We start from the raw sequence: 11,903 nt of genomic DNA, 5'->3' as shown, positions 1-11,903 counted from the left end.
TGAGCCAGGATCAAACTCTCCAATAAAGTTAGTTTGTCTAGCATCTAAAATAAAAATTGACGTTTCACGTTGTTTGTTTCGTTCAGTTTTCAAAGAACTACTTGGTCGCTCGTTTGCGACTTCCTTATGTTAACATCTTCGTTAGTTAATGTCAACTAAGTTTTTCAATTTCTTTTTGTCGTTTTCTGCGTTTCCGCATCAGCGACGGTTATTAATTTAACATATACAAACTATTAACGTCAACACTTTTTAATAAAAAATTCTTTTTCTTACATAACGAATACATTCTTCTGTGTTAGCTACTCTCCGGAATAAACAGAAAATGATTTTATATCTTTCTTCCATGGCTTTTTTTACAACTTCATGAATACGCTCATCTTCAAAATCAAATAAAAGTTCCTCTAATTCTCTCTTCAATATGTATTCCATTTCTTTTCTCTCTTCTTTTGTCAACATCAGCCCAAGCAAACAATCACCTCAATAATTCCTTACGCAACAATAAACGTTCCGCTCATTTTCAATTATCACAATCCTATCATCCATTATATCCACTACTTACGATATTAATCCTTTGTTCTCTTTTTTATATTTCCAGCATATATGTAACTGAAAAGGATTGGACAAAGGGGCGTAATATTATGTTTTTCTTTTTTATTACGAGTAAGAGAAATTTTAAACACATTAGCTTAATAGTGATACTTTCCTTATTTACAGCATGGCTACTCTTTTTAAAAACATATTCACATGAATCTGCTTTTTCAACTGCTACAGGCCCTAAAGTAATTTACAAAGGAGACACCGCTAAAAAGCAAGTTGCATTTACGTTTGATATTAGTTGGGGAGACAAAAAAGCAATTCCAATCCTAGATACTCTTAAAGAAAAAGAAATTAAGAATGCAACCTTCTTCCTTTCTGCTGCATGGGCCGAAAGACACCCCGATATTGTAGAGCGAATCATGAAAGATGGACACGAAATCGGTAGTATGGGGTACAATTACACATCCTATACTTCTCTAGAGACAAATGAAATAAGACGAGACCTTTTACGAGCACAAGATGTTTTTACGAAACTTGGTGTAAAACAAGTCAAGCTGTTACGTCCACCTAGTGGCGAATTTAACAAAGCAACCCTTAAAATCGCAGAATCACTTGGATACACCGTCGTGCATTGGAGTAATAATTCAAACGATTGGAAAAACCCAGGTGTAAATAACATCGTTTCCACTGTCTCTAATAATTTGAAAGGTGGAGATATCGTCTTATTACACGCATCCGATTCTGCCCTTCAAACAAATAGAGCTTTACCGCTGCTCCTGCAAAAAATAAAAAGTGATGGATATGAGCAAATATCCGTTTCACAACTTATTTCCAACACAAGTACGAAAAGTGAGGATGTGAAGTAGCTTCTTCCCTACTACTCTTCACGCATAAAAAGCTCTACTACCTTTCAAGAAGGTGGTAGAGCTTTTTTAATCATACCATTTACAACATTATAACTGCTGTTTTATAAAACCTCTCTATTAAGCTGATTTACTTGTTTTTCCGATTAAACGATGTAATACAAGTAATTGATATGCATTACATAACAATAGCGGTATAACCATTAAATATAACCAATCTGTATCATTAATCCGAAGCGCCGGTACCCATTCAAGGATCGTTACAACAACCATAAAGAACAGAGCTGGCACAAATGCTTTTTTATTTGTTTCTTTACTTTTTACATAAGCAACAATTGCTCCAAACACAAATAACATTCCAGCAACAAGTATATTATTCCCTAACGAGACTTCCCCATTTGCAATAAGTACAGATCTTAAATACACAAAATCAAATAATACGAATGCAATAAAGAAGAGCTGGACTGCATTCCATAAAGAAGATGAGCGAAACATCCCTAGTCCAAAACGGTGGATTGTTAAATATGCAAAGAATCCCATTTGACTTATAACACTAAAAATAAATCCTACACCCATCAGCCAGAAAGATACTGCTAAAATCTCCTTACCGTCGAAATTTTGAAAAAATTTATCGTACTTGTCCCACTCCAAAACAAAACCAATAATAACTGTGCTAATCCCACCAAGAAACAACGTCGTTAAAAATAGTCGTACCCACTTGCGGCTATTCACAACACATCCCCCATTATCCTTATATTTCTAATTAAATTGTATCAATGACAATTTCAAAAAGCTAGCCATGTTCATGTATAAATTCCTTAAAGATATTTATATTAAAAAGAGAGAACTGTGCTGAAAGGAGTTCCAACTTATGAAACGGATGCTATTCATTTTCGTTTCTTCTTTTCTACTTATCGCACTTGCAGCATGCGCACAAGGAAAAGAAACGAAATCCGAACTAGATTACGATCAAACAAAGAAAATGATTGTTGATATTTTAAAAACAGATCAAGGTAAGAAAGCTATTCAAGATGTATTAACTGATGAAAAAATGAAACAAGCACTCATACTAGATGAAACAGTAGTAAAGAAAACGATTGAAGATGCCATGGTATCCGATAAAGGGCAACAATTCTGGGAAAAGCTCTTTAAAGATCCTGAGTTCTCATCAAAATTTGCTAAAAGTATGGGGAAAGAACAAACTCAATTAATGAAAACCTTATTAAAAGACCCTGAATACCAAGCAGGCGTTATAGAAATTATGAAAAATCCTGAAGTAGAAAAAATGATGTTACAAACAATGAAGAGTAAAGAATACCGTCAATATCTACAACAAGTACTAACAGAAACTGCTGAAAGTCCACTCTTCCAAGCCAAGATGATTGATATCATTAGTAAAGGTGTGCAAAAAGCTGAAAAAGGCGGATCTGGCAAGAAAGAAGCAGGCGGTGACGGTGGTTCTCAAGGCGAGAAGAAGGAAGAACAGTAAAAAATAATAACTATAATAACGAGTGGACAATTTATATATTGTTCACTCGTTATTACTTTATCTTGCTATTAACAGACAAAATGGACCCCTCTAATTAAGCGAAAGGTTTACTAGCAACAAAAGCCTTATTGTTGTCAGTAACAGGTGAACCCCACTGATTAAAGTTTCACTTTATTTTTGTGTAACAGCTGTTTTATCAATTACTGTTTCAGCTATTTTACTATAAATAATGCCCGTTGTATGTGTATCTTCATATACTGAAGGAGCAAAGTCTTCTTTATTCCAATCGGGTTGTTGCAGTGGAATACGACCAAGAACATTCGTTTGTAATTCGGTAGCTAACTTATCTCCCCCACCTTTTCCAAATACATATTCTTTCTCACCAGTTACCTTACTTTCAAAATATGCCATATTCTCAACAACACCAAGAATACTATGTTCAGTGCGCAATGCCATCGCTCCAGCACGCGCTGCTACAAACGCAGCTGTTGGATGAGGCGTCGTTACAATAATCTCTTTGCAAGATGGCAACATTGAGTGCACATCTAACGCAACATCACCTGTGCCTGGTGGCAAATCTAGTACTAAATAATCTAAATCGCCCCATTCTACTTCTGTGAAGAAGTGGTTTAACATTTTCCCAAGCATAGGTCCTCTCCAAATAACTGGTGCATTATCCTCTACAAAGAAGCCCATTGAGATTACCTTTACACCTAAACGTTCCACCGGAATTATCTTGTCACCTCTTACGATAGGACGTTTTTCTATCCCCATCATGTCTGGCACACTAAAACCGTAAATGTCCGCATCAATAATACCAACTTTTTTTCCTAAACGAGCTAAAGCAACTGCAAGGTTAACGGAAACAGTTGATTTTCCCACGCCACCTTTTCCACTCGCTACTGCTAAGAATGTTGTTTTTGAATTAGGTGACAATAAAGATTCACTTTGCTCTTCTTCTTGTTCCAGTGCAAACTGAGCTAATTCCTCTTCTGTAAATTCTGCAAAACGAAGTCCAACTGTTGCTGCCCCAAGTTCTTTTACTAACTTTACAATTCCAGACTGCAACTGCATTTGTTCCGCTGTACCGGTTTTTACGATTGCAATTTTGACACTCACATGTTCCTTCTCTGGCTTGACTGTTACCTCTTTAATTGCACTTGTTTCTTTTAATGTTTTATGTAAAAACGGATCTACAATCCCTTCTAACGCTTCAACCACTTGCTCTTTCGTTACCATAATTAGCCCAGCCCCCTGTATGAAAAATAACGTAATGTTAATTGAATTTATCTCTGCTTATCCTTGAAATAAATGCGTTTACATTTCCAGTATAACATATTTTCCGAAAACTTCGTTAACGAGAGAAGCTCAAAAAAATCCTCCTTATTCTGGAGGATTTCCTTTTTCCGTGAAATAACGTAATATACCACGGTATATTGCAGCTGCTACCTTTTGCTGATATTTCTCCGAATTTAACATATACCTTTCGTTCACATTCGATAAAAAGCCAGCTTCAATTAAAGCACCTGGTGTTTTAGAATACTTTAATAAATATACATGCGAAATTGTCTTAGCAGAACGATTCGTGTTCTCTAAACTTGTTCTCAATTCAGCCTGTATAAATTTTGCAGCACGTTCATTTTCAATCGAAGAGCGGTAATAGAACGTTTGTGCGCCTTTCGATCCACTACTAGTTAAAGCATTTAAATGAATACTTGCAAAAAAGTCTACATCAGGTTTATTGATGATTTCTACACGTTTTTTTAAATCCTCTGCTTTACGTCTACTATATGACTTTGTATCTTTGTTAGCTAAATCATAATCTCCCTCACGCGTTAAAATAACTAGTGCACCTTGTTCTTGTAAATAGTCTTGTACCTTTTTTGTAATTTCAAGCGTAATATCCTTTTCTATAATATCCTTTCCACCAACAGCCCCTCCATCTGGTCCACCATGCCCAGCATCTAACACAATTACTTTCCCTGATAAGGGTAAATTCCAAGCTCGCCACGATTTTGTAATTTGAAATTCTTGCTTGACTAAAAAAAACAATACAACCGCAGCGAGTGCAAAAGAGATAATTCGAATTCTCTTCATACCTTTCCTCCTCCAGCTAGTCCCTCTAATTACTTATATGGGACAAGAGGAAAGTTTATGCTTGTCTTAATGAAGCTTTAATCGATATCTTCTTTCACCTTTTTCATACCCTTCTTGCCACCACAATCCTATAAACTGCTGACAAGATTCAAAAAGTAACTCCTCATCTTTCAACTTTATTTCTCGCATAGTCATACTCGTTAAAAATTGAAATAGCGTTTCAGTTAATTGTTGTTCTTCTTCTAAAGCTCTATATTTCACATCAAAAAACGATTCACCATAATAACCAAATTTACTGTATCTCGCTCCTAATAAATAAGATTCTATCCCTAATTCAATACAGTAATCTTCATACTGACGATGAAGCTCTTGCATTTGAAAGGCATCACGAATATTTGAACGCAATGTTTTTAATGATAATTCCCGCAACATCTTCCGCTCGTATTTTAACTGCTTTTCTTTTTGTTTTTCTTGTAAGCTGACAATGACATTCATAGTACATATAAACCTCCCTAATACGTATTAGTCTAAACTTCTAAAGAAGAAGCATACGCGTGGCGGGAGCACTAAAATATTCCAAGCTATAAAAATTGCAAAAGAGGAATGAAACATAAAAAACCCCAACCAAAATGGTTGGGGTTTGTAGTTCGCAAAAATTAACGTTTTGAGAACTGAGGTGCACGACGTGCGCCTTTAAGACCGTATTTTTTACGCTCTTTCATACGTGCGTCACGAGTTAATAGACCTGCACGTTTTAATGTTAGACGGTATTCTGGATCAGCTTTTAATAAAGCGCGAGAAATACCGTGACGAATAGCACCAGCTTGACCAGTGTATCCACCACCATTTACGTTTACAAGTACATCGTAGTTACCTAAAGTTTCTGTTGCAACTAGAGGTTGTTTCACTACTTCACGTAATGCAGCAAATGGGATATAGTTTTCAAAATCACGACCGTTAATGATAACGCGTCCTTCGCCTGGAACTAGGCGTACGCGCGCTACTGAACTCTTACGACGTCCAGTGCCATAGTATTGAACCTGTGCCAAAGTAAGCCCTCCTTTAATTAATTATCCGCGAAGTTCGTAAACTTCTGGTTTTTGTGCTTGGTGTGGATGCTCTGCTCCAGCATACACGTTAAGTTTCTTAGAAACTTGACGGCCTAAGCGTCCTTTTGGAAGCATGCCTTTAATTGCAAGCTCTAACATTTGTACAGGGTAGTTTGTACGCATTTCAAGAGCTGTTCTTTGCTTAAGTCCACCTGGGTGGTTAGTGTGACGGTAGTAAATTTTATCGTTTAATTTATTACCTGTTAAATGAATTTTCTCAGCGTTAATAATAATTACATGATCACCCGTGTCAACGTGTGGTGTAAATGTAGGTTTGTTTTTACCACGTAAAATGGATGCTACTTCACTAGCAAGGCGACCTAAAGTTTGACCTTCAGCATCAACCACATACCATTTACGCTCAACTTCGTTAGCTTTTGCCATAAAAGTCGTACGCATGTGTTTCCCTCCTCGTTATCTTTTCCATAGAAAAAATCTATTGTTTATCTTAAACACGATTTCCTTCCGGGGCTAATCGTGGTTTTAGAAACAATACCATATGTTATGATATACTTTTGAGTTTCTAATGTCAAGCAAATGTTACACCAGGATTAGTTGTTATAGTTTACCTCCCATAAGTAAAGCCCATGACCTGGAGCCATCTTTCCAGCAAACTGACGATTTTGTTTCGCTAAAATCTCTGGAATGCTATCAGGATCAAGCTTTCCTTGCCCTACGCTAAGTAACGTACCAACAATAATTCTGACCATATTATATAAAAATCCATTACCTACAAAACGAAAAATTATTTCATCATTTTGTTCAATTAACTCGATTTCATAAATTGTTCGCACTTTATCTTTTTTGTCAGTTTTTGCCGAACAAAAAGAAGTGAAATCATGTGTTCCAATAAAATAAGGAATTGCTTTTCTTATAGAGTTGATTTCGAGCGGGTATGGATATTGATATACGTAATTTCTACGGAATACATCCGCAGTCTTTGATAATAATACACGATAACGATATTCTTTTTTCTCAACACCGTAACGTGCATGAAATTCTTCTGTTTTTTTCTCTACTTGCCTAATAACAATATCATCTGGCAACATTGTGTTTAAAGCATTAATCCATTGCCATTCTTCAAGAGACAAAGGAGTATCAAAGTGTATTACTTGTCCTTTTGCATGAACTGTAGAATCTGTTCTACCAGATGCCTGAACACGAACAAGTTCTCCCTTATGCAATTTCTGCAATGCTTTTTCTATCTCCTGTTGAACAGTACGATGGTTCGGCTGAATTTGATAACCACAAAAATGCATGCCATCATATGCAACCGTACATTTTATTCTATCCATTTCTCTATTCTCCATTACGATCGCACCCATGCCAAAATACAAGCTAAACAAAATAAGCTGACAATCGTTACTGTATCGCTTGTTTTCCAGCGTAGTTGCCTAAATTTAGTACGTCCTTCACCACTTTGATATCCACGAGCTTCCATCGCAATGGCTAAGTCCTCTGCACGCTTAAAAGCACTGATAAACAGAGGAACGAGCAGTGAAATAATAGCTTTCATTCTATCTTTTATCGGTCCCCCGGCAAAATCAATACCACGTGACGCTTGTGCTTTCATTATTTTACTCGTTTCATCCATTAATGTCGGGATAAAACGAAGAGAAATTGACATCATTAATGCGATTTCATGAACAGGAACCTTTATACGCTTCAACGGCTTTAATAACGTCTCCAAACCATCTGTAATTTCAATAGGTGTCGTCGTTAACGTTAATAATGTCGTCATTAAAATAATAACGAAGAATCGTACAGAAATGTATATCCCTTGCTCTAATCCTTTTTCATATATCGAAAACCAACCAAGCTGGAATAGTACATCCCCCTCTTTATTTGTAAAAATATGCAGGAAAAATGTAAAAAGAAAAATCCATAAAATTGGTTTTAAGCCCGAAAGTACATAACGAATCGGCACTTTTGCAAAAAATAAAGCAATGAGTGCATATAAAAATAAAAATCCATATGAAATCGCATTATTTGCTAAGAAAACAACAAATACATATAAAAAGACAATCAGCAGCTTCGTACGTGGATCAAGTTGATGAATAAGTGAATTCCCCGGGATATATCTCCCAATAATCAACTGCTGCATGATTCATGACCACCTTTTCGTAACACCTGCACAACTTCATGAGTAAGATCCTCTAAAGATAAGGTAGCCTTTGGAATTGAAATACCAAACTTCTCTTCAATTGCACGTTTATACTTTAATGACATAGGAAGATCCACACCAATTTTCTCTAGTTCATCAGCATGTGAAAATACTTCCTCTGCACTTCCTTGCAAAAAGACCGTTCCTTTATGCATAACTACAATCTGCTCCGCATACTGAGCAGCATCCTCCATATTATGCGTTACAAGGATGACTGTAAGACCCTTCTCCTTGTGCAGCTTATAAAACATCTCCATAAGTTCGTTCTGCCCTTTTGGATCTAGTCCTGCTGTAGGTTCATCTAATACAAGCACTTCAGGTTCCATTGCCAGTACACCCGCTATAGCAACACGTCTCATTTGTCCACCACTTAATTCGAACGGAGAACGTGCTAACAGTTCTGGTTCTAGCCCTACAAGTTCAATTGCCTTTCTAGCCTTTTGCCTTGCTTCGTCTACAGATACTCCAAAATTAGTAGGGCCGAAACAAATATCTTTCTCCACAGTCTCTTCAAACAACTGATGTTCTGGGAATTGAAAGACAACCCCTACTTTCTTACGTAGTGGCTTTAGCTTTTTTTCTTTCTTTCCTGCCGAAATCAAATGTTCACCAATTTGAACTGTACCATTTGTCGGCTGCAATAAACCATTTAAATGTTGAATCATCGTCGACTTTCCTGAACCGGTATGACCGATAATGGCATAATAGCCCCCACTTGGAAACGACACGTCTACATCATAAAGTGCGCGTCTTTCAAATGGAGTTTTATATTGATAACGATGTTCTACTTTTTGGAATGTAATCTCCAAAGTTCGTTCACCAAGCTTTCCATTGTAAGATGCGTATTTTGCAAGAGAATTTCATTTCTTTTTAATAATTCTGCTATTTTCACCGAAAACGGTACATCTAAGCCAATTTCTTGGAGCATATGAGAGGATTTGAAAATTTTTTCTGGAGTCCCTTCCTCTAATATTTCTCCCTTATTTAAAATAATGACACGATCTGACTGTGCCGCTTCTTCTAAATCGTGCGTAATTGATAACACGGTAATACCTTTTTGAGTAACAAGTTGTCTAACCGTTTCTACTACTTCACGTCTCCCTTGAGGGTCTAACATTGACGTTGCTTCATCTAATATTAAAATAGATGGTTGAAGTGCTAAAACGCCTGCTATTGCCACTCGCTGCTTTTGCCCACCAGATAAGGAATGAGGCTCATCATTAAGAAAATCTTCCATACGGACAAGTTGCAAGGCCTGTTCTAATCTTTCAATCATTTGTTCTCTTGGCATTCCGATATTCTCCAAGCCAAATACAACATCATCTTGCACTGTCGTTCCAACAAATTGATTATCTGGATTTTGAAATACCATTCCAATTTGTTTTCGAACATCCCATACCGTTTCCTCTGATAAAACCATTGTATCATTTACTGTAATAGTCCCTGCTTCTGGCAAAAACAAACCATTCAATAATTTTGCAAGTGTAGACTTTCCTGAACCGTTTTGACCAATAATAGATACCCATTCTCCCTCATATAAGGAAAATGAAACATCTTTTAATGCATAAGTGGCTGCCCCAGGATATTGAAATGATATATTTTCTATCCGAAGTTTCTCTTTTTTCAATAGAAGGCACCCTTTCCTTCGCCAAGTTAGCCTATTTTTATATTTAAAAAAAAGGGCCATGACCAGTTTCTTGAAAAGAACTGTCCTGCCCTTTTAATTATCATTATACTAACTCGATAATTACCATTGGTGCTGCGTCTCCGCGACGTGGACCAATTTTTGCAATACGAGTGTATCCGCCTTGGCGCTCAGCATAGCGTGGAGCTACATCAGCGAATAGTTTTTGAAGTGCATCTTGACCAGTCTCAGCGTTAGCTACTTCATTGCGAATGAAAGCTGCTGCTTGACGACGAGCATGAAGATCTCCGCGTTTACCTAAAGTGATCATTTTTTCCACTACAGAACGAAGTTCTTTTGCACGAGTTTCTGTCGTTTGGATGCGCTCGTTGATAATTAAATCAGTAGCTAAATCACGTAACATAGCTTTACGTTGCGCACTTGTACGGCCTAATTTTCTGTATGCCATTCGTAGTTCCCTCCTTTGTTGATGGGTTTAAATCCTCAGTCGTCTTTACGTAAACCTAAACCTAATTCCTCAAGTTTATGTTTAACTTCTTCTAAGGATTTACGTCCTAAGTTACGAACTTTCATCATATCTTCTTCTGTTTTGTTCGCAAGCTCTTGTACAGTATTAATTCCTGCACGTTTTAGGCAATTATAAGAACGAACAGAAAGGTCTAGTTCTTCGATAGTCATCTCAAGAACTTTCTCTTTTTGATCTTCTTCCTTCTCGACCATAATCTCAGCATTTTGTGCTTCATCAGTTAAACCAACAAAGATATTTAAATGCTCAGTTAAGATTTTGGCACCTAAAGAGATAGCTTCTTTTGGCCCGATGCTTCCATCCGTCCATACATCAAGCGTAAGCTTATCATAATTAGCCACTTGTCCGACACGTGTCTTTTCCACTTGGTAAGTCACACGTGATACTGGAGTATAAATAGAATCAATAGGAATTACTCCTATTGGTTGATCTTCGCTTTTATTTGCATCAGCTGGCGTATACCCACGGCCACGCTTTGCAGTTAAACGCACGCGGAAATGCGCATCTTTTGCTAACGTTGCAATGTGTAAATCTGGATTTAAGATTTCTACATCACTATCGTGAGTAATATCAGCAGCTGTGACAATACCTTCGCCCTGTACATCAATTTCCAACGTCTTCTCTTCTTCAGAGTAGATTTTAAGAGCTAACTTTTTCAAGTTTAAGATGATCGTCGTAACGTCTTCTACTACGCCCTCAACTGTTGAAAATTCATGTAATACGCCATCGATTTGGATAGCAGTAACAGCGGCACCAGGGAGTGAGGATAAAAGAATACGACGTAAGGAGTTACCCAAAGTAGTACCATATCCACGCTCAAGCGGTTCAATTACGAATTTACCATATTTAGCATCTTCGTTAAGTTCAACCGTTTCGATTTTCGGCTTTTCGATTTCAATCATTAACTAAACCCTCCTTCAAAACGTCGAAACCCCGGTTAAACAAAGGTATAACCCCTGTCTAACCGAAAGTCCCCCTTAGGCAGTTCCCGATTGTGCACAACAAGCGATGTTTCTGTACGAAATTTCTCGATAATGCATCATATCCATTATAGACAAAAGGGAAAATTCTATACAGAAAAATTACACACGACGACGTTTTGGTGGACGACATCCATTATGAGGAACTGGAGTAACATCTCTAATTGCTGTTACTTCTAGACCTGCAGCTTGAAGAGCACGAATTGCAGCTTCACGACCAGCACCAGGACCTTTAACAGTAACCTCTAAAGTTTTTAAACCGTGTTCCATTGCAGCTTTAGCAGCAGTTTCAGCAGCCATTTGCGCAGCGAATGGAGTAGATTTACGAGATCCACGGAAACCAAGTGCACCAGCACTAGACCAAGAAAGTGCGTTACCGTGAGTATCTGTAAGTGTTACGATTGTGTTGTTGAAAGTAGAACGAATATGAGCTATACCAGCTTCAATATTCTTTTTCACACGTTTTTTACGAGTGTTTGTTTTACGTGCCATT

The 11,903-nt window shown here is 37.2% G+C and carries 16 protein-coding genes; 2 read left to right on the top strand and 14 right to left on the bottom strand.

Annotated features, from left to right (window positions below):
- Positions 1-249: 249 nt before the first annotated feature.
- Positions 250-468: a hypothetical protein gene (locus tag ACTFRM_RS29805; protein WP_000901147.1), complete on the bottom strand. Its 219-nt coding sequence runs from the start codon at positions 466-468 to the stop codon at positions 250-252.
- A 170-nt stretch (positions 469-638) separates the two neighbouring features.
- Between ACTFRM_RS29805 and pdaB the strand changes: the two genes are divergently transcribed.
- The gene (gene pdaB, locus ACTFRM_RS29800; protein ID WP_000464703.1) at positions 639-1,403 is read left to right on the top strand and encodes a polysaccharide deacetylase family sporulation protein PdaB; all 765 of its coding nucleotides are present in this window, start codon (positions 639-641) and stop codon (positions 1,401-1,403) included.
- A gap of 117 nt (positions 1,404-1,520) precedes the next feature.
- Here the strand turns inward: pdaB and kbaA are convergent, their stop codons facing one another.
- The gene (kbaA, locus tag ACTFRM_RS29795) at positions 1,521-2,132 is read right to left on the bottom strand and encodes a KinB signaling pathway activation protein KbaA (protein ID WP_006921137.1); all 612 of its coding nucleotides are present in this window, start codon (positions 2,130-2,132) and stop codon (positions 1,521-1,523) included.
- 139 nt (positions 2,133-2,271) lie between these two features.
- Between kbaA and gerD the strand changes: the two genes are divergently transcribed.
- A complete protein-coding gene (gene gerD, locus ACTFRM_RS29790; RefSeq protein WP_000827295.1) occupies positions 2,272-2,889 on the top strand; it encodes a spore germination lipoprotein GerD in 618 nt (205 codons plus the stop codon).
- A gap of 171 nt (positions 2,890-3,060) precedes the next feature.
- Here the strand turns inward: gerD and ACTFRM_RS29785 are convergent, their stop codons facing one another.
- The 12 genes from ACTFRM_RS29785 to rpsK form a co-directional block, all read right to left on the bottom strand.
- Positions 3,061-4,128, bottom strand: coding sequence for a P-loop NTPase (locus ACTFRM_RS29785; RefSeq protein ID WP_163093564.1), 1,068 nt, complete (start codon positions 4,126-4,128; stop codon positions 3,061-3,063).
- A gap of 144 nt (positions 4,129-4,272) precedes the next feature.
- Positions 4,273-4,986, bottom strand: coding sequence for an N-acetylmuramoyl-L-alanine amidase CwlD (gene cwlD, locus ACTFRM_RS29780; protein WP_000822439.1), 714 nt, complete (start codon positions 4,984-4,986; stop codon positions 4,273-4,275).
- A 66-nt stretch (positions 4,987-5,052) separates the two neighbouring features.
- Positions 5,053-5,481: a DUF2521 family protein gene (locus tag ACTFRM_RS29775; RefSeq protein WP_001101005.1), complete on the bottom strand. Its 429-nt coding sequence runs from the start codon at positions 5,479-5,481 to the stop codon at positions 5,053-5,055.
- Between the two features lie 161 nt (positions 5,482-5,642).
- Positions 5,643-6,035, bottom strand: coding sequence for a 30S ribosomal protein S9 (gene rpsI, locus ACTFRM_RS29770; RefSeq protein ID WP_000079986.1), 393 nt, complete (start codon positions 6,033-6,035; stop codon positions 5,643-5,645).
- 21 nt (positions 6,036-6,056) lie between these two features.
- The gene (gene rplM / locus ACTFRM_RS29765) at positions 6,057-6,494 is read right to left on the bottom strand and encodes a 50S ribosomal protein L13 (protein ID WP_001260793.1); all 438 of its coding nucleotides are present in this window, start codon (positions 6,492-6,494) and stop codon (positions 6,057-6,059) included.
- 152 nt (positions 6,495-6,646) lie between these two features.
- A complete protein-coding gene (truA, locus tag ACTFRM_RS29760; protein ID WP_002098927.1) occupies positions 6,647-7,390 on the bottom strand; it encodes a tRNA pseudouridine(38-40) synthase TruA in 744 nt (247 codons plus the stop codon).
- 14 nt (positions 7,391-7,404) lie between these two features.
- The gene (locus ACTFRM_RS29755) at positions 7,405-8,199 is read right to left on the bottom strand and encodes an energy-coupling factor transporter transmembrane component T family protein (protein ID WP_001186526.1); all 795 of its coding nucleotides are present in this window, start codon (positions 8,197-8,199) and stop codon (positions 7,405-7,407) included.
- On the bottom strand, positions 8,187-9,068 hold the full coding sequence (locus tag ACTFRM_RS29750) for an energy-coupling factor ABC transporter ATP-binding protein (protein WP_000406533.1): 882 nt from the start codon (positions 9,066-9,068) through the stop codon (positions 8,187-8,189). Before ACTFRM_RS29750 ends, ACTFRM_RS29755 begins: the two co-directional genes overlap by 13 nt.
- On the bottom strand, positions 9,044-9,886 hold the full coding sequence (locus ACTFRM_RS29745; protein WP_000711757.1) for an energy-coupling factor ABC transporter ATP-binding protein: 843 nt from the start codon (positions 9,884-9,886) through the stop codon (positions 9,044-9,046). The genes ACTFRM_RS29750 and ACTFRM_RS29745 overlap by 25 nt, the downstream gene beginning before the upstream one ends.
- A 103-nt stretch (positions 9,887-9,989) precedes the next feature.
- Positions 9,990-10,352 carry a 50S ribosomal protein L17 gene (gene rplQ / locus ACTFRM_RS29740; RefSeq protein ID WP_000331490.1) on the bottom strand — a complete coding sequence of 121 codons (363 nt, stop codon included), beginning with the start codon at positions 10,350-10,352 and terminating at the stop codon, positions 9,990-9,992.
- Between the two features lie 35 nt (positions 10,353-10,387).
- On the bottom strand, positions 10,388-11,332 hold the full coding sequence (locus ACTFRM_RS29735) for a DNA-directed RNA polymerase subunit alpha (protein WP_000569643.1): 945 nt from the start codon (positions 11,330-11,332) through the stop codon (positions 10,388-10,390).
- Between the two features lie 180 nt (positions 11,333-11,512).
- On the bottom strand, positions 11,513-11,902 hold the full coding sequence (rpsK, locus tag ACTFRM_RS29730; RefSeq protein WP_000101798.1) for a 30S ribosomal protein S11: 390 nt from the start codon (positions 11,900-11,902) through the stop codon (positions 11,513-11,515).
- Position 11,903: the final 1 nt, after the last annotated feature.

The organism is Bacillus cereus group sp. MYBK227-1 (assembly GCF_051916325.1).
Classification (GTDB): domain Bacteria; phylum Bacillota; class Bacilli; order Bacillales; family Bacillaceae_G; genus Bacillus_A; species Bacillus_A cereus.
The sequence above is the reverse complement of the archived record's forward strand: the minus strand, read 5'-3'. Positions and strand labels throughout refer to the sequence as shown.